Origin of the sequence: Amycolatopsis nigrescens CSC17Ta-90, from assembly GCF_000384315.1 — a bacterium.
Classification (GTDB): domain Bacteria; phylum Actinomycetota; class Actinomycetes; order Mycobacteriales; family Pseudonocardiaceae; genus Amycolatopsis; species Amycolatopsis nigrescens.
In genome coordinates, this window is record NZ_ARVW01000001.1 from 6193677 (window position 1) to 6218900 (window position 25224).

Annotated in this window: 27 protein-coding genes; 21 read left to right on the plus strand and 6 right to left on the minus strand. The window is 70.3% G+C overall.

The annotated features are described in order from the left end of the window. Nucleotides 1-13 precede the first annotated feature (13 nt). From AMYNI_RS0129505 to AMYNI_RS0129560, 12 genes are all read left to right on the plus strand, one after another. Nucleotides 14-1525 (plus strand): aldehyde dehydrogenase family protein, encoded by a 1512-nt coding sequence (locus AMYNI_RS0129505; RefSeq protein ID WP_020671693.1) that lies wholly within the window; start codon nt 14-16, stop codon nt 1523-1525. Continuing rightward, the gene (locus AMYNI_RS0129510) at nt 1526-2287 is read left to right on the plus strand and encodes a glucose 1-dehydrogenase (protein WP_020671694.1); all 762 of its coding nucleotides are present in this window, start codon (nt 1526-1528) and stop codon (nt 2285-2287) included. 103 nt (nt 2288-2390) lie between these two features. Continuing rightward, a complete protein-coding gene (locus tag AMYNI_RS0129515; RefSeq protein WP_020671695.1) occupies nt 2391-3185 on the plus strand; it encodes an MlaE family ABC transporter permease in 795 nt (264 codons plus the stop codon). Nucleotide 3186: 1 nt separating this feature from the next. Continuing rightward, nucleotides 3187-4050, plus strand: a complete 864-nt coding sequence (locus AMYNI_RS0129520) for an MlaE family ABC transporter permease (RefSeq protein WP_020671696.1) — start codon at nt 3187-3189, stop codon at nt 4048-4050. Next, nucleotides 4047-5393 (plus strand): MCE family protein, encoded by a 1347-nt coding sequence (locus AMYNI_RS0129525; protein ID WP_020671697.1) that lies wholly within the window; start codon nt 4047-4049, stop codon nt 5391-5393. The genes AMYNI_RS0129520 and AMYNI_RS0129525 overlap by 4 nt, the downstream gene beginning before the upstream one ends. After that, on the plus strand, nt 5390-6436 hold the full coding sequence (locus tag AMYNI_RS0129530; protein WP_040406060.1) for an MCE family protein: 1047 nt from the start codon (nt 5390-5392) through the stop codon (nt 6434-6436). Before AMYNI_RS0129525 ends, AMYNI_RS0129530 begins: the two co-directional genes overlap by 4 nt. Then, nucleotides 6433-7473, plus strand: coding sequence for an MCE family protein (locus tag AMYNI_RS0129535; protein ID WP_020671699.1), 1041 nt, complete (start codon nt 6433-6435; stop codon nt 7471-7473). The genes AMYNI_RS0129530 and AMYNI_RS0129535 overlap by 4 nt, the downstream gene beginning before the upstream one ends. Next, complete coding sequence (locus AMYNI_RS0129540; protein WP_020671700.1) at nt 7470-8693, plus strand: MCE family protein; 1224 nt, start codon at nt 7470-7472, stop codon at nt 8691-8693. The genes AMYNI_RS0129535 and AMYNI_RS0129540 overlap by 4 nt, the downstream gene beginning before the upstream one ends. Next, a complete protein-coding gene (locus AMYNI_RS0129545; protein WP_020671701.1) occupies nt 8690-9880 on the plus strand; it encodes an MCE family protein in 1191 nt (396 codons plus the stop codon). Before AMYNI_RS0129540 ends, AMYNI_RS0129545 begins: the two co-directional genes overlap by 4 nt. Next, nucleotides 9880-11124, plus strand: coding sequence for an MCE family protein (locus AMYNI_RS0129550; protein ID WP_020671702.1), 1245 nt, complete (start codon nt 9880-9882; stop codon nt 11122-11124). Before AMYNI_RS0129545 ends, AMYNI_RS0129550 begins: the two co-directional genes overlap by 1 nt. 14 nt (nt 11125-11138) lie before the next feature. Further along, nucleotides 11139-11639 carry a hypothetical protein gene (locus AMYNI_RS0129555; protein ID WP_245574023.1) on the plus strand — a complete coding sequence of 167 codons (501 nt, stop codon included), beginning with the start codon at nt 11139-11141 and terminating at the stop codon, nt 11637-11639. After that, nucleotides 11639-12178, plus strand: a complete 540-nt coding sequence (locus AMYNI_RS0129560; RefSeq protein ID WP_020671704.1) for a hypothetical protein — start codon at nt 11639-11641, stop codon at nt 12176-12178. Before AMYNI_RS0129555 ends, AMYNI_RS0129560 begins: the two co-directional genes overlap by 1 nt. Nucleotides 12179-12197: 19 nt before the next feature. Here AMYNI_RS0129560 and AMYNI_RS0129565 read toward each other — a convergent pair whose 3' ends face one another. Next, complete coding sequence (locus AMYNI_RS0129565; protein ID WP_020671705.1) at nt 12198-12614, minus strand: hypothetical protein; 417 nt, start codon at nt 12612-12614, stop codon at nt 12198-12200. Between the two features lie 197 nt (nt 12615-12811). Here AMYNI_RS0129565 and AMYNI_RS50575 point away from each other — a divergent pair, with 197 nt between their 5' ends. Further along, nucleotides 12812-12946: a hypothetical protein gene (locus AMYNI_RS50575; RefSeq protein WP_281170313.1), complete on the plus strand. Its 135-nt coding sequence runs from the start codon at nt 12812-12814 to the stop codon at nt 12944-12946. Nucleotides 12947-13028: 82 nt separating this feature from the next. On the opposite strand, the gene AMYNI_RS45610 is transcribed toward AMYNI_RS50575, so the two are convergent. The 5 genes from AMYNI_RS45610 to AMYNI_RS0129595 all read right to left on the minus strand — a co-directional run bounded on the left by AMYNI_RS45610 (nt 13029) and on the right by AMYNI_RS0129595 (nt 17497). Beyond that, on the minus strand, nt 13029-13460 hold the full coding sequence (locus AMYNI_RS45610; protein WP_020671707.1) for a hypothetical protein: 432 nt from the start codon (nt 13458-13460) through the stop codon (nt 13029-13031). Then, a complete protein-coding gene (locus AMYNI_RS0129580) occupies nt 13460-13759 on the minus strand; it encodes a hypothetical protein (protein WP_020671708.1) in 300 nt (99 codons plus the stop codon). Before AMYNI_RS0129580 ends, AMYNI_RS45610 begins: the two co-directional genes overlap by 1 nt. Then, nucleotides 13756-14796: a C40 family peptidase gene (locus AMYNI_RS0129585; RefSeq protein ID WP_020671709.1), complete on the minus strand. Its 1041-nt coding sequence runs from the start codon at nt 14794-14796 to the stop codon at nt 13756-13758. The genes AMYNI_RS0129580 and AMYNI_RS0129585 overlap by 4 nt, the downstream gene beginning before the upstream one ends. 17 nt (nt 14797-14813) lie before the next feature. Further along, a complete protein-coding gene (locus AMYNI_RS0129590; RefSeq protein WP_020671710.1) occupies nt 14814-15539 on the minus strand; it encodes a transglycosylase SLT domain-containing protein in 726 nt (241 codons plus the stop codon). 149 nt (nt 15540-15688) lie between these two features. Then, complete coding sequence (locus AMYNI_RS0129595) at nt 15689-17497, minus strand: AMP-dependent synthetase/ligase (protein WP_020671711.1); 1809 nt, start codon at nt 17495-17497, stop codon at nt 15689-15691. 116 nt (nt 17498-17613) lie between these two features. Here AMYNI_RS0129595 and AMYNI_RS0129600 point away from each other — a divergent pair, with 116 nt between their 5' ends. The 8 genes from AMYNI_RS0129600 (at nt 17614) to AMYNI_RS0129635 (ending at nt 25150) form a co-directional block, all read left to right on the plus strand. After that, entirely contained in the window at nt 17614-18042 is a 429-nt protein-coding gene (locus AMYNI_RS0129600; protein WP_040407443.1) for a hypothetical protein, read from the plus strand. A gap of 10 nt (nt 18043-18052) precedes the next feature. Beyond that, nucleotides 18053-18841 carry a metallophosphoesterase family protein gene (locus AMYNI_RS0129605; RefSeq protein ID WP_020671713.1) on the plus strand — a complete coding sequence of 263 codons (789 nt, stop codon included), beginning with the start codon at nt 18053-18055 and terminating at the stop codon, nt 18839-18841. A 26-nt stretch (nt 18842-18867) separates the two neighbouring features. Next, nucleotides 18868-19308 (plus strand): SRPBCC family protein, encoded by a 441-nt coding sequence (locus AMYNI_RS0129610; RefSeq protein WP_020671714.1) that lies wholly within the window; start codon nt 18868-18870, stop codon nt 19306-19308. A 4-nt stretch (nt 19309-19312) separates the two neighbouring features. Continuing rightward, on the plus strand, nt 19313-20476 hold the full coding sequence (locus tag AMYNI_RS0129615) for an ArsA family ATPase (RefSeq protein WP_020671715.1): 1164 nt from the start codon (nt 19313-19315) through the stop codon (nt 20474-20476). Next, nucleotides 20473-20943, plus strand: coding sequence for a hypothetical protein (locus tag AMYNI_RS0129620; protein ID WP_020671716.1), 471 nt, complete (start codon nt 20473-20475; stop codon nt 20941-20943). Before AMYNI_RS0129615 ends, AMYNI_RS0129620 begins: the two co-directional genes overlap by 4 nt. A gap of 15 nt (nt 20944-20958) precedes the next feature. Beyond that, a complete protein-coding gene (locus tag AMYNI_RS0129625) occupies nt 20959-21921 on the plus strand; it encodes an ROK family protein (RefSeq protein WP_026361105.1) in 963 nt (320 codons plus the stop codon). Between the two features lie 4 nt (nt 21922-21925). Beyond that, entirely contained in the window at nt 21926-22789 is an 864-nt protein-coding gene (locus AMYNI_RS0129630) for an NUDIX hydrolase (RefSeq protein ID WP_020671718.1), read from the plus strand. 141 nt (nt 22790-22930) lie between these two features. Continuing rightward, the gene (locus AMYNI_RS0129635; protein ID WP_020671719.1) at nt 22931-25150 is read left to right on the plus strand and encodes a glycosyl hydrolase family 18 protein; all 2220 of its coding nucleotides are present in this window, start codon (nt 22931-22933) and stop codon (nt 25148-25150) included. Nucleotides 25151-25224 lie beyond the last annotated feature (74 nt).

Sequence of the window (25224 nt, forward strand, 5' to 3'; positions counted from 1 at the left end):
GGAGAGTCAGCCTGTGACGCTTACCGTGCAACCGCATCGAGAATCGCTGGGCCTCAAGACCGGCCGGCTCTACATCGACGGCGAGTGGGGCCCGGCGCGGGCCGGGGCGAGCTGGACCCATCACCATCCGGCCACCGGCGAGGAGATCGGCGACTTCGCGGTGGCCGACGTGGCGGACGTGGACGACGCGGTCGCCGCCGCCCGCCGCGCCTTCGACGCCGGCACCTGGTCGAACGCCAGAGCCGGGGTGCGCATCCAGCTGCTGCACCGGTACGCGAACCTGCTGCGCGAGCACGCCGACGAACTGCGCGCGCTGCAGGCGCTGGACAACTCGGTACCGCTGTCCTTCGGCGGCATCTACGCCACTTCGGTCGGCGCGGCGGCCGACGCGTTCGACCACCACGCCGGCTGGGTGGACAAGGTGGGCGGCCAGACCCTGCCGCCGTACCAGGGCGGCGACCACCTGGCGATGACCTTCCGCGAGCCGATCGGCGTGGTGGCCGCGATCCTGCCGTGGAACGCGCCCTTCCTGCTGTTCGCGCAGAAGGTCGCGCCCGCGCTGGCGGCGGGCTGCACCCTGGTGCTCAAGCCGTCGGAGTTCGCCACCTTCTCCGTGCTGCGCATGGTGGAGCTGCTGGCCGAGGCCGGGCTGCCGGCCGGCACCGTGAACGTGGTGACCGGCCCCGGAGATCCGACCGGGGAACGGCTGATCACGCATCCGGATGTGCACAAGGTGAGCTTCACCGGCAGCCGCGAGGTCGGCAAGCGAATCGTCACCGCCTCCGCCGACACGCTCAAGCGGGTGTCACTGGAACTGGGCGGGAAGAGCCCCGCGCTGGTGTTCGCGGACGCGCCCAACGTCGGCCTCGCCGCGGCGACCACCATCGGCGCGGTCACCATGGGCCTGTCCGGTCAGGCCTGCGTGGCCAACACCAGGGCGCTGGTGCACCGCGACGTGTACGACGAGTTCATCGCGGCGGCGCAGGGCATGGCGGCCGCGATCACCTACGGCGACCCGTTCGACCCCGGGGTGCTGTCCAGCCCGCTGATCAACGGGCGGCAGCTGGAGCGCGTGCTGGGCTACATCGAACGCGGCAAGGCCGAAGGCGCCAGGCTGGTCTGCGGCGGTGAGCGGCTCGGCGGCGACCTGGCGGACGGCAACTTCGTCGCGCCGACGATCTTCGCCGACGTGGAGAACTCGGCCACCATCGCGCAGGAGGAGATCTTCGGCCCGGTGCTCGCGGTGGTGCCGTTCTCGGACGAGGAGGAGGCCGTGCGGCTGGCCAACGACACCGAGTACGGGCTCGGTGCCAGCGTGTTCAGCGCGGACGTGCAGCGGGTCTTCCGGGTCTCGCGCAAGCTCCGCACCGGCACCATCGGCGTCAACGGCTTCCAGATCGAGCCGCACCTGCCCTTCGGCGGTTTCAAGCAGTCCGGCCTCGGCCGCGAAGGCGGCCAGTCGGCCTACGAGGCTTACACCGAGCTGAAAACCGTTCTCATGCCGCTGACCGAAGAGTTGATGTAAATGGGCAGGCTGGACGGCAAGGTCGCACTGGTCACCGGGGCCGCGCGCGGGCAGGGCGCGGCCGCGGTGCGGCACTTCGTGACCGAGGGTGCGCGGGTGGTGATCGCCGACATCGCGGACGACGAAGGCAAAGGGCTCGCCGACGAGCTCGGCGAGGCGACCGTCTACCAGCACCTCGACGTGACCGGCGAGGACGACTGGGCGGCCGCGACGGCCCGTGCGGTGAGCGAGTTCGGTCGCCTCGACGTGCTGGTCAACAACGCCGGCATCCTGCACTTCTCCGAGCTGGCGCACACCGCGCTGGCAGATTACGAGCGCGTGATCAAAGTGAACCAGATCGGGGCGTTTCTCGGCATGCGCTCGGTCGTTGAACCGATGTCACTGACCGGTGGCGGCTCGATCGTCAATGTGTCCTCTGTGGAGGGTCTGGCCGGTATGCCGTTCCTGGTCGCCTACACCGCGAGCAAGTTCGCGATCAGGGGGATGACCAAGGTGGCCGCGCTCGAGCTCGGGGCCAGGGGAATCCGGGTCAACTCGGTGCACCCCGGCATGATCGACACCAAGATGATCTCGGACGCGGTCGGCGGTGCGGAGCTGGATCTGGCCAGGATCGGCAAGAAGGTCGCGCTGGGCCGGGTCGGGCGGGCGGACGAGATCGCGGCGCTGGTGGCTTTCCTGGCCAGTGACGAGAGCTCGTACTGCACCGGCGGCGAGTTCGTCGCGGACGGCGGGGCGACCGCGACGCACGCGCTCAAGCTCTAGCGAGGCCCCGGCCTCGGAGTGAACACCGCTAACGCGAGCCGGGCACGCGCGGTGCGAAAGACTCGACTGCGACGAGGCAGTTGAGGACTGCGGAGGGAGTGTCGTGGGCGTTCGGGAAGGTTCGGCCGCGATTCCGGGCACCGCCGCGCTCACCCAGGTCGGCAGGCTGGCGACGTTGGCCTGGGAGGTGCTGCGCGCCATCCCGCGGCGGCCCTTCCAGTTCCGCGAGTGGATCGAGCAGTGCTGGTTCTTCGCCAGCGTGACCATCCTGCCCACCGCGCTGGTGGCCGTCCCGTTCGGCGCGGTGATCGCACTGCAACTGGGTTCGCTCACCCAGCAGATCGGTGCCCAGTCGTTCACCGGCGCGGCCAGCGCGCTGGCCATCGTGCAGCAGGCCAGCCCGCTGATCACCGCGCTGCTGGTGGCCGGTGCCGGCGGCAGCGCGGTCTGCGCGGACATCGGGGCGCGCAAGATCCGCGAAGAGATCGACGCGATGCAGGTGCTCGGGGTCAACCCGATCCAGCGCCTGATCGTGCCGAGGGTGCTGGCCGCGATCGTGGTCTCGGTGCTGCTCAACGGCCTGGTCAGCGTGGTCGGGGTGCTCGGCGGCTACTTCTTCAACGTGGTCATGCAGGGCGGCACCCCCGGCGCGTACCTGGCCAGCTTCAACGCGCTGGCGCAGCTGCCGGACCTGTGGATCAGCGAGATCAAGGCGCTGCTGTACGGGTTCGTGGCCGGGGTGGTCGCGGCCTTCCGCGGGCTGAACCCGTCCGGCGGGCCGAAGGGCGTCGGTGACGCGGTGAACCAGGCGGTGGTGATCACCTTCCTGCTGCTGTTCCTGATCAACGTGGTGCTCACCGCGATCTACCTGCAGATCGTCCCACCGAAGGCGTTGTGACGTGACCACCACCAAGGACCCGGAGGCGGCGCGCGGGCCGGACCGCACGCTGGAGATCATCGCGCGGCCCGGCGCCAGCCTGGAGGGGCTCGGCAGCCAGCTCTCCTTCTACTTCCGCGCGCTGGCATGGGCGCCGCGCACGATCAGCCGGTACGGCCGGGAAACCCTGCGGCTGCTGACCGAGGTCTGCTTCGGCACCGGCGGGCTGGCCGTGATCGGCGGCACGCTCGGCGTGATGATCGGGATGACCCTGTTCACCGGGCTGATCGTCGGCCTGCAGGGCTACGCCGCGCTGAACCAGCTCGGCACCGCGGCGCTGACCGGGTTCATCTCGGCCTACTTCAACACCCGCGAGGTGGCGCCGCTGTCCGCCGGACTGGCGCTGTCCGCGACGGTGGGCTGCGGGTTCACCGCCCAGCTCGGCGCGATGCGGATCTCCGAGGAGATCGACGCGCTGGAGGTGATGGGCGTGCCCAGCATGCCGTATCTGGTCACCACCAGGGTGCTGGCCGGGGTCGCGGCGGTGATTCCGCTGTACGCGGTCGGGCTGCTGTCGTCGTACCTCGCTTCACGGCAGATCACGGTGTGGCTGTACGGCCAGTCCGCTGGCACCTACGACCACTACTTCAACCTTTTCCTGCCACCGGAGGACGTGCTCTGGTCCTTCCTGAAGGTGATCATCTTCAGCGTGCTGGTGATCCTTTCGCACTGCTACTACGGCTATACGGCCAGTGGCGGGCCGGCCGGGGTCGGGGTGGCCGTCGGCAGGGCGGTGCGCACCTCGATCGTGCTCATCTCGGTGCTGGACTTCTTCCTCAGCCTGGCCATCTGGGGTTCGAGCACGACGGTGAGGATTTCCGGATGAACCGCGGGATCCTGCTCAGGCGGCTCCGGCACCAGCTGCTGGGGCTGGTTTTCCTGGTCGTGGTGGTGCTGTTCTTCGTCACCACGATCGGCTTCTACAACAAGGAGTTCACCCCGGTCACCCAGGTCAGGCTGGAGACCGATCACGTGGGCAACCAGCTGCGCAAGGGCGCCGACGTGAAGATCCGCGGCATGGTGGTCGGCGAGGTGCGCGAGATCTCCTCGCTCGGTGACCGGGCCGCGCTGGAGCTCGCGCTGGATCCGGACAAGACCTCGGTGATCCCGGCGAACGTCTCCGCCAGGCTGCTGCCGAAAACCCTTTTCGGCGAACGGTATGTGGCCCTGCAGCCACCCGAGTCGCCGGCCACGGCGCGGCTCGCGGCCGGGGACGTGATCGGCCAGGACCGCACCAGCACGGCGATCGAGCTGGAGAAGGTGCTCGGCGACGTGATGCCGCTGCTGCAGGCGGTGCAGCCGCAGAAGCTGGCCAGCACGCTGACCGCGGTGTCCACCGCGCTGGAGGGCCGCGGCACCCAGCTCGGCCGGACGCTGACCCAGCTCGGCGACTACCTCGGTGAGCTCAACCCGTCGTTGCCCGATCTCACCGCGGACCTCAAGGGACTGGCCAAGGTTTCGGACACCTACAGCGAGGCGGCGCCGGACTTCCTGCAGGCGCTGTCCGATCTGACCACCACCAGCAAGACGTTGGTGGAGAAGCAGCAGGGCCTCTCGGACATGTTCGCGTCGGTGACCAACGCGTCCACCGACCTGCACAACTTCCTGCAGGTGAACAGGAACAACTTCATCGCGCTGACCAGCACCGTGCAGCCGACCCTGGACGTGCTGGCCAAGTACGCGCCCGAGTACCCGTGCCTGCTCGAGCAGCTGGCGGGTTCGGTGCCGCGCGCGGAGGCCGCGTTCGGCAAGGGCACCGACGAGATGAACCACGTGACCATCCGGTTCCTGGCCAGCCGGACCAAGTACGAGCCGGGCAAGGACGAGCCGCGCTACGACGACAAACGCGGCCCGCGCTGCTACCCGCAGGTGGAGCCGCCGGGCCGGTGGCCGCAGTACCCGCCGGACGGTCCGATCAAGGACGGCTCGTCGAAAACGCCGCCGCCAAAGGGGGACGGCAAGCTGCCCGCGGCGGACTATGATCTCGGCGGGATCACCGGCGGGGGCGGCGCGGCGGGCGGGCCGACGCTGCCGAACTCGCCGGCCGAGCTGGACCTGATCTCCGCGCTGCGCGCGCCCGCGCTGGGCGTGGCACCGCGCGACGTGCCGAACTGGAGCAGCCTGCTGGTCGGGCCGCTGTACCGCGGTGCGGCGGTGGAGGTGCAATGAGTACACCTCTCCGCAAGACTTTGCCGCCGCTGATCAAGATCAGCGTCTTCGCGGTGGTCACCGTGCTGCTCACCGCGATACTGGGCGCCACCATCGCGAACACCAACTTCGGCAGCACGTCGGACTACACCGCGCGGTTCACCGACGCCTCCGGGCTGCAGGAGGGCGACGACGTCCGGATCGTCGGGGTCAAGGTGGGCCAGGTCGGTTCCATCACGGTCGGCGAGGACGACCAGGCCGAGGTGCGCTTCAACGTGGAGGCGGTGCGCAAGCTGCCGGAGTCGGTGACCGCGACGATCAAGTACCGCAACCTGGTCGGCCAGCGCTACCTTTCGCTGGGCACCAACGTCACCGGGGACGGGGTGCTCACCCCCGGCGGCACCATCCCGGCCGAGCGCACCCAGCCGGCGCTCAACCTCACCGTGCTGTTCAACGGGTTCAAGCCGCTGTTCCAGGCGCTGAACCCGGAAGAGGTGAACAAGCTGTCCTACGAGATCATCCAGGTGTTCCAGGGCGAGGGCGGCACCGTGCGCAGCCTGCTCACGCACACCGCGTCGGTGACGTCGGCGATCGCGGACAAGGACAAGGTGATCGGCCAGGTCATCGACAACCTGAACAACGTGCTTGGCACGGTCAACGCGCGCGGCCCGCAGCTGTCGAACCTGATCGACCAGACCCAGCAGCTGGTCACCGGCCTCGCCGAGCAGCGCGGCCCGATCGGCGACGCGGTCTCCGCGCTGGGCAGCCTCACCGAGGCGACCGCCGGCCTGCTCACCGACGCGCGGCCGCCGCTGAAGGACGACATCGACGGGCTCGGCAAGCTTTCCGGCAACCTGGCCGACTCCCGCGAGCTGCTCGACGAGCTGCTCCAGAAGATGCCGGGGAACCTGGAGAAGTTCACCAGGACGCTGAGCTACGGCGGTTGGTACAACTACTACCTCTGCGGGCTTTCCGGCACCATCGGCATCTCCTCGCTGAACCTCACCCTGCCGTTCCTGCCGATTCCGGGGACCGACCAGGCGGAGAGGTGCAAGGTGTCATGAAGCCACTGAAGGATCGCAACCAGGCCGCCGTCGGCGCGGTCACCCTGGTGCTCACCGTGCTGATCGTGCTGGCCGTGTACAACGTGGAGGACCTGCCGCTGCTCGGCACCGGCACCACCTACTCCGCGGAGTTCGCCGAGTCCGCCGGGCTGGCGCCGGACAACGAGGTGCAGGTGGCCGGGGTGAAGGTCGGCACGGTGACCGATGTTTCGCTGGCCGGCAAGAAGGTGCTGGTCAAGTTCAAGGTGGAGGAAACCGGGCACGCCAGGGTCGGGGACGGCTCCACCGCTTCCATCGAGATCAAGACCCTGCTCGGGGAGAAGTACCTGGCGCTGCAACCGAAGGGCACCGGTTCGCAGGATCCGGACGTGCCGATCCCGGTGCAGCGCACACGCACCCCGTTCGAGCTGCAGGATGCGTTCAAACAGCTGTCCAGCACGGTCGGCGACATCGACACCGAGCAGCTCGCGCAGAGCTTCAACGTCCTTTCGGACACCCTGAAGGACACTCCGCAGCCGATGAAGGAGGCGCTCAACGGGCTTTCCGCGCTGTCCAAGACGGTGTCCTCCCGTGACGACGCGCTGGCGCAGCTGCTCGGCAACACGAACCAGGTGTCCAAGACGCTCAGCGACCGCAACGCCCAGCTGCAGAAAGTGATCGGCGACGGCAACCTGCTGCTCGACGAGCTGCAGCGGCGCAAGGACGCGATCAGCGCGCTGCTCACCGGGGCGCAGCGGTTGGCCGCCCAGCTGTCCGGGCTGGTCGCGGACAACCGGGAGCAGCTGCGCCCGGCGCTGGAGAAGCTGGGCGTGGTCACCGACGTGCTGCAGCGGAACCAGGACAACCTGGCGCGCAGCCTGGCCCTGCTCGCGCCGTTCACCAGGGTCGGCGCGAACGCGACCGGCAACGGACGCTGGTTCGAGGGCTACATCTGCGGACTGCTGCCGCCGGTGATCAGCGTGGCCGGGGCGACGGTCAACCCGGAGGGCTGCTCGCCGCCGATCTCCGCGCCGGACCAGGGGGTGGGTGGCCGATGAACCTCCCTGAGACCAAGAGCGGGCGCAGCCTGTACTCGTGGTTCGCCATCGCCTGTGTGGTGGTGCTGGTGCTGACCGGCGCGTTGTGGTGGGTGTTCCGCGACCCCGGCGGCACCAGGCTCGCCGCCTACTTCGACAAGACCGTCGGCCTCTACGCCGGCTCGTCGGTCCGGGTGCTGGGCATCAAGGTCGGCGAGATCACCGACGTCACCCCGCAGGGCGACTCGGTGCGGGTGGGCATGCGGGTGGACGCCGGCGTGCAGATCCCGGCCGAAGCCGGTGCCGTGGTGGTGGCGCCCAGCCTGGTCAGCGACCGGTACGTGCAGCTGACCCCGGCCTACGAGGACGGGCCGGTGCTGCGCGGCGGCACGGTGATCGGCAAGGAGCGCACCGCGACCCCGGCCGAGCTGGACGATCTCTACGGCAGCTTGAACGAGCTGTCCACCAGTCTCGGCCCGGAGGGGGCGAACAAGGACGGCGCGTTGTCACGGGTGCTGGACACCGCCGCGAAGAACCTGGACGGCAACGGCGGGAACCTCAACGACACGGTGCACCAGCTGGCCGAGCTGTCCCGCACCCTGGACGGGTCGAAGGACGACCTGTTCGGCACGGTGCGCAACCTGCAGTCGTTCACCAAGGCGCTGTCGGACAGCGACGCGCAGCTGAACGAGTTCTACCGCCGGCTCGCGGACGTCAGCGGGTTCCTGGCCGGCGAGTCGGAAGAGGTTGGCGCCGCGCTTTCCGGGTTGGGCACCTCGCTGACCGACATCCAGGGCTTCATCGCGGACAACAAGGACCTGCTCACGTCCAATGTGGACAAGCTGGCCGGGATCACCAAGGTGCTGGTGGACCAGCGCGGCGCGCTGGCCGAGGTGCTCGACGTCGGCCCGACCGGGATGACCAACTTCATCAACTCCTACGACGCGGCCTCGGGCAGCATCGCGATCAGGTACAACGCGAACGAGCTGACCAACCCGCTGGTCACCACCCTGTGCCGGCTGATCAAGTCGGCCACCACGGTGCAGCTCGGCCAGGTCCAGCTGCCCAATCCGGTCGGTGCGCTGTGCGAGGCGATCGCGCCGGTGGTGGACGGGGTGGCGAAACTGCCGTCCCTGCCGCAGGTGCTCTCGTCCATCGCCAACGGCGAGCTGCCGCCGCTGCCCCTGCCGCTGGTCGCGGTGCCGGGCAGTCCGCTGAGCGTGCCGGGAGGTGCCGGATGAAGCGGATCATCGCCGTGCTGGCGAGTCTGCTGCTGCTCGCCGGCTGTGGGGCCGGTGGATTCTCCGGGCTGTACAACACCCCGCTGCCCGGCGGCGCGGACCTCGGCCCGCACCCGTACCGGATCACCGCGCAGTTCGCCGACGTGCTGGACCTGGTGCCGCAGGCCAGCGTCAAGGTGAACGACGTGCCGGTGGGCCGGGTGGAGCTGATCGCGCTGGCCGAGGACACCAGGTCCGCGATCGTCACCCTCGCCGTGAACGGGGACGTGCCGCTGCCCGCCAACGCGGACGCGGAGCTGCGCCAGTCCAGCCTGCTCGGCGAGAAGTTCGTCGAGCTGCGGGCACCGGCGCGGGACGCGACCGGCAGGCTCGGTGAGGGCGCGGTGATCCCGCTGGCGCGGACCAACCGCAACCCCGAGGTGGAGGAGGTGCTCGGCGCGCTTTCGCTGCTGCTCAACGGCGGCGGGGTGGAGCAGCTGCAGAACATCGTGCACGAGCTGAACAACGCGCTGAGCGGCAACGAGGCGGAGATCAAGGCGCTGCTGTCTCATGTGGACGAAATGGCGACCACATTGGACGGTCAGAAGGGCGAGATCATCAAGGCCATCGACGGGCTGAACCGGCTCTCCAGCACGTTGGTCGGGCAGACCGGCAACCTGACCAACGCGCTGGACAACCTGGCGCCGGGGCTGAAGGTGGTCACCGACCAGCGCGATCAGCTGGTCGGCATGCTGCAGTCGCTGGACACCCTGTCCGGGGTGGCGGTGGACGTGGTGAACCGGAGCAAGGCCGACCTGGTCGCCGACCTCAAAGCACTCTCGCCGACTCTGCACAAGCTCGCCGAGGCCGGCCAGAACCTGCCCACCGCGCTGAAGATCCTGCCAACCTATCCGCTGCCGGACGCGGCGGGCGACGTGGTCCGCGGCGACTTCGCGAACGTGCGGGCGCGGCTGGACCTGAACTTCGACTCGATCCTGCAGAACATCACCAACGGCGCGCAGCCGCCGGTCGGCCTGCCAGGTTCGCAGGGCACCGGGACTCCCGGCGCGATCCCGTTCAACAACGGCAACCCGCCACCACCGCTGCCGCTGCCGTCGCTGCCACCGCCGGCGTCGCCCGCGCCGCAGCAGAGCGGGCAGCAGGGCGGCGTGCTCGGGTTGCTCGGCAGTCTGCTCGGAGGTGGCTGATGTTCACCAGGAAGCACCGGATCCAGCTGTTCGTCTTCGTGCTCATCGCGGCGGTGTCGGTGGCGTACGCGGGCGGCAACTACGCCGGTCTCGACCGGTTGTTCGGCGCCCGCGGCTACGTGGTCACCGCGCAGCTGGCGGACTCCGGCGGGATCTTCGTGAACGCGGAGGTCACCTATCGCGGGGTCGCGGTGGGCAAGGTCGCCAAGATGAACCTGACCGAGCGCGGGGTGGAGGTGGAGCTGGACCTGGAGTCCGGCGGGCCGGACATCCCGGCCGCCAGCAAGGCCGCGGTGGCGAACCGGTCGGCGGTCGGCGAGCAGTACGTGGACCTGCGGCCGGACAACGAGAACGGGCCGTATCTGGAGAACGGCTCGGTGATTCCAGCGGACCGGACGTCCATCCCGCTGTCCCCGGACACCGTGCTGTCCAATCTGGACAAACTGGTGTCCAGTGTGGACCCGCGCGCGCTGGGTACGGTGGTGGACGAGACCTATGACGCCTTCGCCGGCGCGGGCCCCGACCTGCAGCAGCTGCTGGACACCGCGAGCTCGTTCACCGCGACCGCCACCGAGAACCTGCCGCAGACCAAGGAGCTGCTCTCGGACGGCCGGACCGTGCTGGACACCCAGCAGCGCCAGGCGAAGAACATCGTGTCGCTGGCGGACGGGATGCGGACCATCGCCGACCGGCTGAAGAGCTCGGACCCGGACCTGCGCCGGGTGATCGACGAGGCGCCGAAGGTGAGCCGTCAGGTCAGCGACGTGCTGGCCACCTCGGGGACTAGTCTCGGCGTGGTGCTGGCGAACCTGCTCACCACCGCGCAGGTCACCACCGCGCGGACCGACGCGATCGAGGAGCTGCTGGTGGCCTATCCGGTGATCTCGTCGTTCACGCGCTCGGTGACCTCGAACGGCGAAGGCCATCTCGGGCTGGTGCTGAACTTCTTCGACCCGAATTCCTGCACGAAGGGCTACGAAGGCACCCAGCAGCGTCCCGCCAGCGACACCTCGGACACCCCGCCGAACACGCAGGCGTACTGCGCCGAGCCGCCGGGTAGCCGGACCGCGGTCCGGGGCGCGCAGAACGCGCCCTACGCGGGCAAGCCGGTCGAGCAGCCGGCCAAGCCGGAAAAGCAGGTCGCCCCCGGCGCCCCGCAGCAGCAGCTGCCGGGAGTGCTCGGGCTGTCCACCGCGGGTGCGGGCCCGGACGGGCTCGGCGGGCTGCTCGGACTGCCCGGCTGAACGCGGTGAGCGCGGTGAGACGCAAGGATCCGTTGCGGGACTCGGTGCTGGTGCTCGCGGTGCTGGCTGTGCTGGTCTCGGGCTGGTTCGGCTGGAGCTGGTGGCGGGCCGCGAACGACGACGGGCTGAACCGGGCCGCGGACCGGGACGCCGTGCTGACCGAGGGCACCGCGGCGCTGCTCGCGCTGAACACCGTGGACTACCGCGACGCCGTCGGCGACGTGGACCGCTGGGTGCGGGCGAGCACCGGGCAGCTGGGCAAGAGCCTGAACGGGGAACGGAAGCTGGAGGCGGACCGCGCGGTGGCGGCCAGGACGGTGGCGACCGCGACTATGAAGCAGGCGGCGGTGACCGAGCTGGACGGTACCGCCGGTACCGCCCGCATGCTCGCGGTGCTGGACCTGAGGATCAGCACCAACGACGCCCCGGCGGTGCCCAGCCGCAACAAGCTGAACGTGGACCTGGAACGCACCGGCGAAGGCTGGAAGGTCAGTGGCGTGCAGGCGGCCACCTGATGGGCACCACCGAGAACACCGAGAACACCGAAAGCCCGGCGGGGGGCAGGCGGGCCACCCTGATCGCGTTGCTGACCGCGGTGATCGTGCTGGCCACCGGCTTCGCGGTGTGGTCGGCGGTGCGGGCGAACGCGCTGCGCTCGCCGAACGTCGCGCTCGCCGACCAGGCGGCCACGGCCGAGCTGACCGACCAGGTCGGGGCCGGGGTGCGGGCGATCTTCTCCTACGACTACGGCAACCTGGCGCGCACCGAACGGGCCGCCGAAGGGGTGCTGGTGGACAAGGCGGTCGCCCAGTACCGCGAGGGTTTCGGGGCGGCGAAGCAACAGGCCGAGGAGCAGAAGCTGGTTCGCTCCACCACGATCCGCGGTATCGGGGTGCGCGAGCTGGTCGGCGACCGGGCCAGGCTGCTGGTCTTCCTGGACCAGCAGACCCTGCGCACCGGCGAGAACCAGCAGAGCTCCGCCGGTGCGCAGCTCGACATCACCGCGAAACGCGTCGGCGGCTCCTGGAAGATCGCCGAAATGCTCGCACTTTGAGTGTCAGAAGCTCAGAAGCTCAGAGGCGGGCCAGCAGCGTGCTGGAGTTGACCGAGGTGGCGACCCCGGGGAACCAGGGCTGGCGGTGCGCCCAGGAGACCACGGCCTGCACTTCGAGGAACCCGGCGGTGCGGTCCTGTGCCGCGGTTTCCGCCGGGGCTTCCGCCTGCGGGGTGTGCCGGTACCGCACCAGCACCTGGTAGCCGCGCTCGGCGATCAGCCGGCAGACCAGATCGTGCGCCAGCCGCCGGTAGTTGCGGGAGCTGGTGGTGACCGCCAGCGGCACCCGCTCGCCGTTGCGCGGGTAGTAGCGGTCCGCGCGCAGGGTCGTCCCGTCCGGCATCGGGATGGTGATGTTGCGTTCCACGGCGACCCGGTGGGTGCGCGCCGGGGGAAGTTTGAGCTGGCGAGCGGCCAGCCGCGTGGAGAGGCTCATCGGGGAAACCTTTCGTCGAAGGTCCGTATGGGGAGATACGGTTCTTCCGGCCAGGCTTCCCAGCTGCCCAAGGTCAGGATAGCGCCGATGCCGGCGTCAAGGCCACGTCAATGTCACGTCAAAGCCGGGCGGGGCGGCCGTCAAAGGTCCGTGAGTCACCGCTGTGCTCACCGGCAGTGCGGCCTCATGCTTCCGCTATGAGCGATATGGCGTACACCCTGCTGCTGATCGGGTTGTTCGTGCTGCTGGCACTGACGCTGCGTGTGCTGGAGCGGCGGTTCGAAATGGTCACCCGCCGGGGCCTGCGGTCCGGCTCGTCCGATCGGTTCTGATTTCCCGGCCCGCTCAGAATCTTGCGGGACACCCGCACCCGATCGATGGGTGCATGCGCAAAAGGCCTCGCATGCCCCCATCTCAGTGCGGCAGCGCCCAGGACCGGACCTCGTCCGTCTCCACGGCATCCACAGCGCCCACAGCGCCCACAGCATCCTCTGTGGACTCGGCGGCCGTTTCCGGTCCGAGGCCGAGCTGTTCGCCGACCATCGCGGCGAGCACCGGCCCGCACTCGTCCGAGAGCGCGTGCAGTCCCTGCCGCAGCGCGGCCGTGCCGGCCTGCGCGGACAGCTCGAAGATCTCCGCGGCCAGCGCGTCCGGGTGCAGTGCCAGCGCCCGGTCGTCCAGCTCCAGGCCGACCAGCTTGCCGGCCAGGTCCACCCGCACCGCCACCCCGTTGCGCTCGGTGCCGGCGCGGACGGCGTCCAGCCGGGTGCTCAGCCCTGGCCGCTCGCCCGCCGCCTCGGCGGCTTCGATCAGCTCGTCCACGGTGCGTTCGGGATCGACGTCCATCAGACCCTCCAGGTATCGGGCGTGGTCGCTTCGACGACTTCGGTCAGCGACGGGTCCTGGGCCATGCCGAGTGCGGCGAAGTCCGCTTCACCGAGCCCGCGTACTTCGTGCCGCAACGCGTGCCGGGCGCGCTGGTTGGCCTCCGCGCTCGCTTTGCGCACCAGGTCCAGGATGAGCGTGGCGAGGCCGTACCGGCCGAGCTGCAGGGCCTCCGGCGAAAGCTGAAGAGCCCGCAGCGCCCCGGCGGGGCCAACCTCCAGCGCGACGCCGTGGTCACGCGCGGAACCCGAGATCGTCATTTCGGATGCACCCCTCCGTAGAACACCGAGCTGCTCAGCGGATGGGTCACCCGGCGCACCTGGTCGCTGGAGTTGCCCTCGATCAGGGTGACCTTGCCGCCGTCGACCTTCTCCACGATGCCGATGTGCGTGCTGGTGGCCGGGCTGCCGGGGCCGGTGCCGAACAGCAGCACGTCACCCGGCCTCGCCTCCTTCAACTCGCTCTTGCCGTATGCCGTGCCGTGCTGCTGGCCCCACTTGTAGACGTTGCCGGTGAACGGGGTGATCGGGATCTTCACCCCCGCCTTGCGCCACGCCCAGGTCGCGAAGGAGGAGCACCAGGCCGCGGTCGGGCCGTACTTGTTCTTGTTGTTGCCGATCTCGTGGTAGCCGAGCTGGCCGCGGGCGGCGGAGACGATGTTCTTGCCCTTGCCGCCGGGCTTGGTGTGCGTCGGTTCCTTCTTGGCGCCCGAGGGTTTGGTCGGCTTACGCGCGGGGTCCGCCACCCCGTCGTGCTGGACCACTTTTTCCAGCGCGCGCAGGCGTTTCGCGGCGGCCTGCAGTTCGGCGCGGGCGGCGCGCAGGTTGCCGGCCGACTCCTTGGCGTACCGGTTCGCCAGGTCGCTCACCTCGCCCACCGCCCTGATCAGCCCGGCGTGCCCGCCCGCGCCGGAGCCGGCGAGTCCGGCGTCGAGCAGCTTCGACGCCTTCTGCACGTACTCGTCGACGAGCCGCTGGGCCGAGGTGTGCCCGCCGGTCAACGCGTCGGTGACGGTGCCGATGATCTTCGCGCCCTCGGCACCCGCCGCGGCGGTGGTCTTGAGGTCCTTCGCGAACCGCGCGGAGGACTTCTCGAACCCCGCGGTGCCGGCGCTGTCCCAGTGGCCGAGCATCGTCGTCGCGCTCTTTCGCTGTGCATCGCGCTGTTCGAGGATCGCCTCGGCCGCCGCTGCGAGTGCGGCCTGCGCCACCTGCGCGTCGCCGGCCCGGCCGGCCAGCTTGTCCCGGTGCGCGACGAGATCGGTGCCGAACTGCTGCGCGATCTGCCTGGTGTCCACGGTTTCTCGTGCTCCGTTCAGAACAGGTTCTTGAGGTCTTTGGCGATGTCGTCTTCGTGCTCGCGGTACACCTTCGAGACCTTCGACGTGCTGACGCCCAGCTTGTGCGCGTTCGACCCGGTCGCCGCGACCTGCCGCCGCAGTGCCTGGCTGAAGCCGCCGAGTGCGGCGGCGAACCCGGTTTCCCTGCCGATCTTGCCGAAGCTGTCTTCGGCGATGTTGTGCACGGCCCGCACCGTCCGGCCGCCGATTTCCTTCAGCTCACCGGCGATGGCGTCCGCCCGTTTGGTGTAGGCGCCGAGCGCGTCGGTGTCCACCTGGAACCGGCCTGGCGCCGGACCGCCGTCGCCCTTGGGGTGCTTGCCGCCCTTTTCGGTCACCGCGTGCGCCGCTTTGCGGGCTGCCCCGAGGTACTTGCGGTAGGCGCCGTTGGTGTAGGTCGACCACGGCCGCCAGTACTTGCCGTGGCTGGAAAGGGCGTAGGCCACTTTGGCGTTTTCCGCGGGGGAGAACAGCTCCTTGTTGGACTCCAGGTGGAACTGCCGCCGCCGCTCGGGCCCCATCCCGCCCAGCATGTTGATCTGCCACAGGCCGTATGAGTTGTCCGGGGGAGTCCCGTTGTGCGCGCGGCTGTTCCCGCCCGACTCGGCCAGCGCCACCGCCACCGCCGTGCTCAGCCCCTGGCCCCGGAACCCGGCTTGGTACGCGTGCTGCGCGATCTGCTCCGCCGTCAGCTTGCTCATACGGCCAGCGTCGCCCCGCCGCCGGCCTTCCCTCCACCCCCACTGCACACGCCGTCACACCCACTGCTCAAACGCGCACGTCCCCCAACGTCGTGAAGGGCACCTTGCCTACCTTCAACGTAGGCAAGGTGCCCTTCACGGACGAGGGGCTACTTGCCGTAGAGGGCCTCGATGTCGGTGGCGTAGTTCTTGTTCACCACGTTGCGCTTGAGCTTCATGCTCGGCGTGACCTCGCCGCCCGCCTCGGTGAAGTCCCTGGCGAGAATGGTGAACTTCTTGATCGACTCGGCGTGCGACACCTGCTTGTTCGCCTCGTCCACCGCGGCCTGGATCTCCGCGCGCAGCTGCTCGTCGTCGGCGAGGTCGGCCACGGTCGCGCTCTCCGGCTTGCCGTGCTGGCTCTTCCAGGACGGGAAGAACTCGTCGTCGATGGTGATCAGCGCGCCGATGAACGGCCGCTGGTCGCCGACCACCATGGCCTGGCTGATCACCGGATGCGCCTTGAGGCTGTCCTCCAGACCGGCCGGGGCGACGTTCTTGCCGCCCGCGGTCACGATGATCTCCTTCTTCCTGCCGGTGATCTTGAGGAACCCGTCGCCGTCGATCTCGCCGAGGTCGCCGGTGTGGAACCAGCCGTCCTCCAGCGCCTCCGCGGTGGCCTGCTCGTTGTTGAAGTAGCCGCCGAACACCACCGGGCCCTTGAGCAGCACCTCGCCGTCGTCCGCGATCCGCACCGACGTGCCCGCGACCGGCTTGCCCACGGTGCCGACCCGGAAGGCGCGTTCGGTGTTCACGTTCGCCGCGGCCGAGGTCTCGGTCAGCCCGTAGCCCTCGAACACCGGCACGCCGATGCCGCGGAAGAAGTGCGCCAGCCTGGCGCCGAGCGGCGCCCCGCCGGAAACCGCCGCCACGCAGCGGCCGCCGAGCGCGGCGCGCAGCTTGCTGTAGACCAGCTTGTCGAACAGCGCGTGCTTGATCTTGAGCCCGAGCCCGGCGCCACCGGCCGAGCCGTCGGTGGCCTGGCTGTATTCCACGGCCGTGGCCTCGGCGGCGTCGAAGATCTTGCCCTTGCCCTCGCTGTGCGCCTTCTGCTTCGCGCCGTTGTAGACCTTCTCGAACACGCGCGGCACGGCCACCACGAAGGTCGGCCGGAAGGTGCCGAGGTCGGCGACCAGGTTCTTCACGTCCGGGGTGTGCCCGAGGGTGACCCTGGCGGTGAGCGCGGTGACCGCGATCGCGCGGGCCAGGATGTGCGCCAGCGGCAGGAACACCAGCAGCGAGTTGCCCTGCTCCATCAGCTGCGGGAACGCCTCGATGTCGGCGCGGATCTCGGCCAGCAGGTTCCGGTGGCTCAGCTCGACGCCCTTGGGCCGCCCGGTGGTGCCGGAGGTGTAGACCACGGTGGCCAGCTGGTCCGCCCGCACCGAGCGGCGGCGCTCGTGCACCTCGTCGTCGGTGATCGCGGTACCGGACGCGGTGAGCGACTTCACCGCCGCCGACTCGCCGGCCCCCTCGATCTGGAAGGTGTGCGCCAGCCCGGTCAGCCTGCCGCGCACCTCTTCCAGGGTGGCCAGGTGGCCGTCGGTCTCCACGAAGACGGCCTTGGCCGCGGAGTCGGAGAGGATCCAGTGCACCTGCTCCGCCGAGGAGGTGTCGTAGATCGGCACGGTGACCGCGCCGGCCGCCCAGATCGCGAAGTCGATCAGCGTCCACTCGTAGCGGGTCTTGGACATCAGGCCGACCCGGTCGCCCTGGCCGATCCCGGCCGCGAGCAGGCCCTTGGTCACGCCGAGCACCTGGTCGGCGAACTCGCGCGCGGTGACGTCCAGCCAGGAGCCGTCCACCTGCCGGCGGAAGCTGACGACGTCGCCGAAGCGCTCTGCGTTCGCCCAGACGACGTCCGCGAGGTTCTCGTCGTCGGACACCGGCCGTCCCGCCGGAGCGCTGTATTCCCGCACGTGAACCTCCATGTTCAACAAAGGCGACGCAGTTACTCGCCGGTTACCTAGCTGCCGCTCACCCTAAGACCATGCTGGTCACCCGGCGAGAGCACGGGCATGTCATTCTGCATAACGTGTCCGTTTCGAACCAGGCGCCACCCGTGCTCGACATCGTCGACGAGACCTTCCTGGCGGTACCGGCGAGCACCGTCGCGGCGGCTTTCGCAGACCCGGCGGCGTGGACCCGCTACTGGCCGGATCTCGTGCTCGAGGTGTACACCGACCGCGGCGACGAGGGCCTGCGCTGGACCGTGCGCGGGGCGCTGGTCGGCACCATGGAGATCTGGCTGGAGCCGGTGCTGGACGGCACGGTGCTGCACTACTTCCTCCGCGCCAGCCCAGCGGCCCCGTCCGGGCTGGCGCTGGAACTGCGGCCACGTGATCTTCGTCGCGAGTTCGACCGGCGGGCCAGGGCGGCCAAGGGCATCGCACTCGACCTGAAGGAGATCCTCGAGGACGGCCGCGAGCCGGGGGTGCCGCCACGCGGGACGGCGGATCAGTAGGCTGGTTGACGTGCGGGTTCATGTCGTCTCTGACGTCCACGGAAACGCCGAGGCGCTCGCTCGTGCGGGTGACGGCGCCGACGCGCTGATCGTGCTGGGGGATCTGCTCGACTTCGTCGACTACCGCGAGCACCACCGGGGCATCCTCGGCGCGCTGTTCGGGCCGGAGAAGGTCGGTGAGTTCGCCAGGCTCCGCCGCGAGGGCACCCGCGACGAGACCATCACCTACTCGCGGTCGCTGTGGGCCAGCCTCGAGGACCCGGAAAGCGCCGTGGACGAGGCCATCCGGGAGCAGTACGCCACCCTGTTCGGCGCGATGACCGCGCCCACCTACGCCACCCCCGGCAATGTGGACACCCCCGCGCTGTGGCCGGAGTTCGCCGGTGACGGGATCCGGATGCTGGACGGTGAGGCTGCCGAAATCGGTGGCCTGCGGTTCGGCTTCGTCGGCGGCGCGCTGCTGCCGGACGGGGTGCAGCCGCGCCGTGGCGGGGTCTGGCATCCCTACCTGCGCACCAGGGACGACTTCGACGCCTCGGTCGGCCTGCTCAAGGACATCGACGTGCTGTGCAGCCACATCCCGCCGGCCCTGCCCGAGCTGACCTACGACGTGGTGGCGCGGCGGTCCGAGCTTGGCTCGGCTTCGCTGCGCGCGCTGATCACCGAGCAGCGGCCGCGCTGGTCGGTGTTCGGGCACGTGCACCAGCCGCTGTCCCCGCGTGCGCGGCTTGGCCGGACCGAGTGCCGCAACGTCGGCCATTTCAAGGAGACCGGGCAGCCGTACGTGCTGCGCTGGTGACCACTACGGGACGGTAGCCTTTCGTCATGGCCGAGCAGTCCACGCAGTCCATCGAGGTCGACGCGTCGCCGGAGCGGGTCATGGCGGTCATCGCCGACTTCCCGGCCTACCCGGAATGGGCGAAGCAGGTCCGCGAGACCGAGGTGCTCGCCGAGGACGAGGCTGGCCGGGCCAAGCAGGTCAAGCTGACCCTGGACGCGGGTCCGATCAAGGACGTCTACACCCTGGAGTACGACTGGGCGCCGGACGGGCTCTCGGTCGGCTGGCACCTGGTCAAGGGCCAGATGCAGAAGGCGCAGGACGGTCGCTACCAGCTGGAGCCCCACGGCGGCGGCACGCTGGTCACCTACACCCTGTCCGTGGAGCTGGTGCTGCCGATGATCGGCATGCTCCGGCGCAAGGCGGAGAAGATGGTCATGGACACTGCGCTGAAGGAGCTCAAGCGCCGGGTGGAAGGCCAGGGCTGACGCCGTGCGGATCCTGCTGTTCACCGGCAAGGGGGGCGTCGGCAAGACGACGCTGGCCGCGGCGACCGCCGCCGGCCTCGCCGCGCACGGCAGGAAGACGCTGGTGGTCTCCACCGACCCGGCACATTCGCTGGCTGACGCGTTCGCCCGCCCGCTGACCGCGGAACCCTCCGAAGTGGACGGCTGCCTGCACGCCGCGCAGATCGACTCGCGCAGCCTGGTCGACGAGGTGTGGCAGGACCTGCGCGGGCAGCTGCGCGCGGCGTTGTCCGGCGCCGGGATCGACTCGCTGGACGCCGAAGAGCTAACCGTGTTGCCCGGGGTGGACGAGCTGCTCGCGCTGACCGAGGTGCGGCGGCTGGCCGAGACCGGGCCGTGGCAGCACGTGGTGGTGGACTGCGGGCCGACCGCGGAGACGCTGCGCCTGCTGTCGCTGCCGGAAGCGGTGTCCGGCTATCTCGGCAGGCTGTTCGGCCTTCCCGGCAAGCTCGGCGGCCGACGGCGGCAGGACACCGTGGACTCGGTGCGCAAGCTGGCCGCGCACGTCGAGTCGCTGCGCGCGCTGCTCACCGATCCCGCGGTGACCACGGTCCGGCTGGTGCTCACCCCGGAGCGGGTGGTGGTGGCCGAAGCCCGCCGCACGCTGAGTTCGCTGGCGCTGCGCGGGATCAGGGTGGACGGCCTGATCGCGAACCGGCTGATGCCGGCGCCGGGGCTGTGGCGCGGTTCGGCAGCGGGCTGGATGCGCACCCGGCGCAACCAGCAGAACGAGGTGCTGGCCGAGCTGGCCGCCTCCGGGCTCGCCGAGGGCGCGGTCGCCACGGTCGAGCACCGGGCGGTGGAGCCGGTCGGCCTTCCCGCGCTGCTGGAGATCTCGGCCGAGCTGTACCGGGGCACGGATCCGTTGCGCGGCAACGAAAAGGGCGTCGCCCCGCTGTTGCAGGTGGCGGAGACCGAGGACGGCTACCAGCTGCGGGTGGCGATGCCGCTCGGCCGGGACGCGGCACTGGATCTGGCCAGAGTGGACGATGATCTCGCGGTGACCGTGGACGGTTTCCGGCGGCTGATCGCACTGCCCGAACTGCTGCGGCCCTGTCAGATCACCGGCGCGGAGTCCGACGCCCGCGGCCTGCTGGTCTCGCTGAGCGCCGCCGGGAGGAGCCGATGACCGAGCAGCAGACCCCGCCGGCCGGTGCGGCGAGCCTGGCCGAGGAGATCCGGCTGCTGGTCGAGATGGTGGTGGAGCGGGCCGCGCCGTGGCTGGACGGGGTGATCGCCGCCGGGCACGGTGCCCGGCACCGCAGCGGCGACCAGAACGGCGACCAGAGCGGCGACCAGAACGGCACCGATGCTGAGCCGGAGCCGGATTCGGCCGCCTGCGGCTGGTGCCCGCTGTGCGCGATCGTGGCCGTGGTGCGCGGCGAGCGGCCGGAGTTCGCGGCCAGGGTGCTGGAACAGGCCGCGCAGCTGGTCGCCCTGCTGCGCGCGGTGCTGGCCGACCGCTGGGAGCCGGAAGAGGGCGTGCACATGCCCGGTTTCCAGCCCGTGCCCAAGCCGGCCGGGCCCGAGCCGGGGACCGAGGGGGCACGGGTGCAGCACATCCCCGTCCGCCGCAGCGAGGACTGGGAGCGGTAGGTGCGGGCGATCGGCATGGACGTCGGCGGGACCAGTGTGCGGGCCGGCGTCGTGGACGAGCGGGGTTCGCTGCTGGACATCGTCCGGGTGGGCACGCCGAGCAGCGAGAGCGCGCTCGAGGACGCCATCGCGGGGGTCATCGAGGACCTGCGCAACCGGCACGAGGAGGTGTCCGCGGTAGGGCTGGCGGTGGCCGGGTTCGTTGCGAAGGACCGCCGTTCGGTGATGTTCGCGCCGCACCTGGCCTGGCGCGCGGCACCGGTCGCGGACCGGATCGGCAAGCGGGTCGGCCTGCCGGTGACCCTGGAGCACGACGCGAACGCGGCCACCGTCGGCGAGCACCGGTTCGGCGCCGCCCGTGGCGCGCAGGTGGCCGTGCTGGTGGCGCTGGGCACCGGGATCGGTGCGGGCCTGCTGCTGGACGGCCGGATCTACCGCGGCGCGCACGGTGTCGCCCCGGAACTGGGGCATCTGACCGTGGTGCCCGGCGGCAGGCCGTGCCCGTGCGGCAAGTACGGCTGCTGGGAGCGCTACTGCAGCGGTACCGCGCTGGCCTCGACCGCGGTCGAGCTGCTGGCGCGGCACCCTGGCCGGTCGACCGTGCTGGCGCGGGAGACCTCCGGTGACCCCGGTTCGGTGACCGGGCGCCGGGTGGCGAACGCGGCCCGCGACGGCGACCCGATCGCCCAGCGGGCGCTGGGCGAGCTGGCCAAATGGCTCGGCGAGGGGCTGGCGCTGGTGGCCGACGTGTTCGACCCGGAGATCATGGTGATCGCCGGCGGGGTGTCCGAGTCGGCGCCGCTGTTCCTGGACGAGGCCAGGGAGCACTACCGCGGTTCGGTCACCGGTGCCGGGCACCGCCCGCTGGCCAGGATCCGCACCGCGCAGCTCGGCGACGACACCGCGATCGTCGGCGCGGCCGCACTGGCCATGGAGTCCGCCAACTCGGCAGGCGACCCGGTGGGTGTGACGGGGTAACGCGATGGTTCGCGACGACGGCAACGGGTTCGTGCGGTGCGCCTGCGGGAAACGGCACTGGGGACTGCACGGCGCGGCCGGTCTGCTGCTGACCGATCCGGCGCGCGGGGTGCTGCTGCAGAAGCGGGCCTGGTGGACCCATTACGGCCGGACCTGGGCGCTGCCCGGCGGTGCGGTGCAGGCGGGGGAGACCCCGTGGCAGGCCGCGATCAGGGAGGCGGGGGAAGAAGCCGCGGTACCTTCGGCCGCCGCCCGCGCCACGTCTGAGTCTATTGTGGACCATGGAACCTGGCGCTATACCACCGTTCTCGCCACCACTCGCCACGCGGTGACCGAGCGGGCGGTGAGCATGGAGAGCGCCGAGCTGCGCTGGGTGCCGCCGGCCGAGGTGGCGGAGCTGCGGCTGCATCCGGATTTCGCGCTGGCCTGGCCGGAGCTGTCCGGGCAGCTGGACCGCGAGCTGGTGCTGGTGGTGGACGCGGCGAACGTGGTCGGCTCGCGTCCGGACGGCTGGTGGCGCGACCGGGCCGGCGCGGCGGTGAAGCTGCGCGACCGGCTGGCCGCATTGGGCGAGGCCGGGGTGCGCGACGACGCGGTCGGGGTGCTGGCCGGACCGCAGTGGTCCTGGTGGCCCCGGATCGTCCTGGTGGTGGAGGGACAGGCGCGCGGCGTGGCGGCGGTGCCGGGCGTGCAGGTGGTGGCCGCCGAACGCGACGGCGACTCCGAGATCGTCCGGGTGGTGGCGAAGGCCCGCGCGGACCGCGCGGGCGACCACGTGCTCGTGGTGACCGCGGACCGGGAGCTGCGCGCCAGGGTGAGCGCCGAAGGTGCCGGTGTGCTTGGCCCGCGTGCCCTGCCGATCCGCTGAACGGCGCCATACCAACTGGTCTAGACCTACACTGGCAAGAGCGCTACATTGCGATGTGGTCTAGACCACATTTCGCTCCACTTTCCTTATCGCGCTTGGGGAGCAGCAATGAGACGAACCCTGCATAGACTGTTCGGCGTAATGGCCGCGGTGGTGCTGGCCGGCACCACAGCGGTCGCCGTGAACGCCCCGGCACAGGCGGCCGGCGGACTCGGCGCCGCCTTCACCCTGACCGGGAACACCGGTTCCTACACCGTCACCAACAAGAGCTCCGCGGCGATCACCGGTTGGTCGGTCAGCTTCGAGCTGCCGGCCGGGGTCACCGCCAGCACCGGTGAGAACGGCACGGTCAGCCAGACCGGCACCCAGGTCACGCTGACCCCCGCCTACTACATCAACACCCTGCAGCCAGGGCGGTCCACCCATCCGTACAACCCGACGTTCCGGCTCAGCTCGCCGGTGACCCCGACCAGCTGCCGGGTGGACGACGCGAACTGCGACGGCTCGGCGGACACCGCACCGGCCGCGCCGGGAAACCTCCGGGTGACCGTGAAGACGACCAAGACCGTGACACTGGCCTGGGACGCGGCGAAACCGGGCTCCCTGCCGGTGACCGGCTACGACCTCTACCGCGGCGGCACGCTCGCCGCCTCGGTCCCCGGCACCACGGCCACCGTTTCCGGGCTGACGCCCAACACCGAGTACACCTTCACCGTGGTGGCCAAGGACCGCAAGGGCACCGCCTCGCCGGCCAGCGCCCCCGCGGTGGTGCGCACCAACAACCCCGGCGATGACACCCAGGCGCCCACCGTGCCGGGAAACCTGCGCTCGACCGCGGTGGACGCGGGCAGTGTCTCTCTCGCCTGGAACGCGGCCACGGACAACACCGGGGTGGTCGCCTACGACGTCTACACCGACGCGAAACTGGCGCTCACCGTCACCGGGACCACGGCGAAGGTGACCGGACTCGCGCCGTCCACCAAGTACGGCTTCACCGTCCGCGCCCGTGACGGCTTCGACAACACGTCGGCCGCCGGCACCCCGCTCGTGGTGACCACCAGCGACATAGTCAACGGCCACGCCAAGGTCGCGTACTTCGTGCAGTGGGGCATCTACGGCCGCCAGTACTTCGTGCGCAACCTCGACACCAGTGGCGCGGCGGCGAAGCTGACCCACATCAACTACGCCTTCGGCAACATCGACCCGGTCAACCTGACCTGCCTCCACGGCGTCACCAAGGGCACCTCGCCGAATCCGCAGGACCCCAACCAGGGCGACGGCGCCGGGGACGCGGAAGCCGACTACAGCAGGCCGATGTCCGCCGGGCAGTCGGTGGACGGGGTCGGCGACACCGGCTGGGAAACCTTGCGCGGCAACTACAACCAGCTGAAGAAGCTGAAGGCCAAGCACCCGCACCTGAAGGTGCTGATCTCACTCGGCGGCTGGACCTACTCGAAGTACTTCTCGGACGTGGCCGCCACCGACGCGTCCCGCCGCAAGTTCGTCAGCTCCTGCCTGGACACCTACATCAAGGGCAACCTGCCCTCGTACAACAACGCGGGCGGGCCGGGCACGGCGGCCGGCATCTTCGACGGGATCGACCTGGACTGGGAATGGCCCGGCGCGGAAGGCCATGCGGGCAACCACTTCAGCCCGGCGGACAAGCGGAACAACAGCCTGCTGATGGCGGAGTTCCGGCGCCAGCTCGACGAGTTGGGCGCGCAGAACGGCAAGCGGTACCAGCTCACCGCGTTCACCCCGGCCGACCCCGGCAAGATCGACGCCGGCTGGGAGCTGGCCGAGGCGGCCAAGTCGCTGGACATCTTCAACGTCCAGGGCTACGACTTCCACGGCTCGGGCAGCGACAACTCGTGGGAGCCGAACCGCACCGGTCACCAGGGCAACCTCTACCCGGACGTGGACGACCCGTACGCCGTCCGCTTCAGCGTGGAGAACACCGTCGACACCTACCTGAAGGCCGGGGTGAGCCCGCGGAAGCTGACCCTGGGACTGGCGTTCTACGGGCGCGGCTGGCAGGGCGTCGCCGATGGCGGCAAACAGGGTGAGTGGCAGTCCGCCAACGGGGCCGCGCCCGGCCAGTTCGCGGAGGAGGCCGGTACCCGCGGCTACGCCAACCTGATGGCCAGCGTGCCGAACTGCACGGCGCGCCACGACGAGGCCGCGGTGGCCAGCTTCTGCTACACCGGCAACGGCGGGCAGTGGTGGACCTTCGACGACCCGTGGTCGATCGCGAAGAAGACCGCCTGGATCAAGAGCAAGGGCCTCCTCGGCGCGATGGCGTGGGAGATGTCCGGCGACACCGGCTCCCTCATGTCCGCCGTCGACTCCGGCCTCCGCTAACGGTCCGCCTTTGTCCGTGCAGGGCACCTTGCCTACCTCCAACGTAGGCAAGGTGCCCTTCACGGACGCGCCGG

Coding starts and splice junctions, on each gene's coding strand:
- AMYNI_RS0129630 (WP_020671718.1), top strand. CDS start 21,926: ATGGTTCGCGACGACGGCAACGGGTTCGTGCGGTGCGCCTGCGGGAAA.
- AMYNI_RS0129580 (WP_020671708.1), bottom strand. CDS start 13,759: ATGACGATCTCGGGTTCCGCGCGTGACCACGGCGTCGCGCTGGAGGTT.
- AMYNI_RS0129620 (WP_020671716.1), top strand. CDS start 20,473: ATGACCGAGCAGCAGACCCCGCCGGCCGGTGCGGCGAGCCTGGCCGAG.
- AMYNI_RS50575 (WP_281170313.1), top strand. CDS start 12,812: ATGAGCGATATGGCGTACACCCTGCTGCTGATCGGGTTGTTCGTGCTG.
- AMYNI_RS0129560 (WP_020671704.1), top strand. CDS start 11,639: ATGGGCACCACCGAGAACACCGAGAACACCGAAAGCCCGGCGGGGGGC.
- AMYNI_RS0129530 (WP_040406060.1), top strand. CDS start 5,390: ATGAGTACACCTCTCCGCAAGACTTTGCCGCCGCTGATCAAGATCAGC.
- AMYNI_RS0129635 (WP_020671719.1), top strand. CDS start 22,931: ATGGCCGCGGTGGTGCTGGCCGGCACCACAGCGGTCGCCGTGAACGCC.
- AMYNI_RS0129540 (WP_020671700.1), top strand. CDS start 7,470: ATGAACCTCCCTGAGACCAAGAGCGGGCGCAGCCTGTACTCGTGGTTC.
- AMYNI_RS0129610 (WP_020671714.1), top strand. CDS start 18,868: ATGGCCGAGCAGTCCACGCAGTCCATCGAGGTCGACGCGTCGCCGGAG.
- AMYNI_RS45610 (WP_020671707.1), bottom strand. CDS start 13,460: ATGGACGTCGATCCCGAACGCACCGTGGACGAGCTGATCGAAGCCGCC.
- AMYNI_RS0129525 (WP_020671697.1), top strand. CDS start 4,047: ATGAACCGCGGGATCCTGCTCAGGCGGCTCCGGCACCAGCTGCTGGGG.
- AMYNI_RS0129535 (WP_020671699.1), top strand. CDS start 6,433: ATGAAGCCACTGAAGGATCGCAACCAGGCCGCCGTCGGCGCGGTCACC.
- AMYNI_RS0129510 (WP_020671694.1), top strand. CDS start 1,526: ATGGGCAGGCTGGACGGCAAGGTCGCACTGGTCACCGGGGCCGCGCGC.
- AMYNI_RS0129545 (WP_020671701.1), top strand. CDS start 8,690: ATGAAGCGGATCATCGCCGTGCTGGCGAGTCTGCTGCTGCTCGCCGGC.
- AMYNI_RS0129565 (WP_020671705.1), bottom strand. CDS start 12,614: ATGAGCCTCTCCACGCGGCTGGCCGCTCGCCAGCTCAAACTTCCCCCG.
- AMYNI_RS0129590 (WP_020671710.1), bottom strand. CDS start 15,539: ATGAGCAAGCTGACGGCGGAGCAGATCGCGCAGCACGCGTACCAAGCC.
- AMYNI_RS0129550 (WP_020671702.1), top strand. CDS start 9,880: ATGTTCACCAGGAAGCACCGGATCCAGCTGTTCGTCTTCGTGCTCATC.
- AMYNI_RS0129625 (WP_026361105.1), top strand. CDS start 20,959: ATGGACGTCGGCGGGACCAGTGTGCGGGCCGGCGTCGTGGACGAGCGG.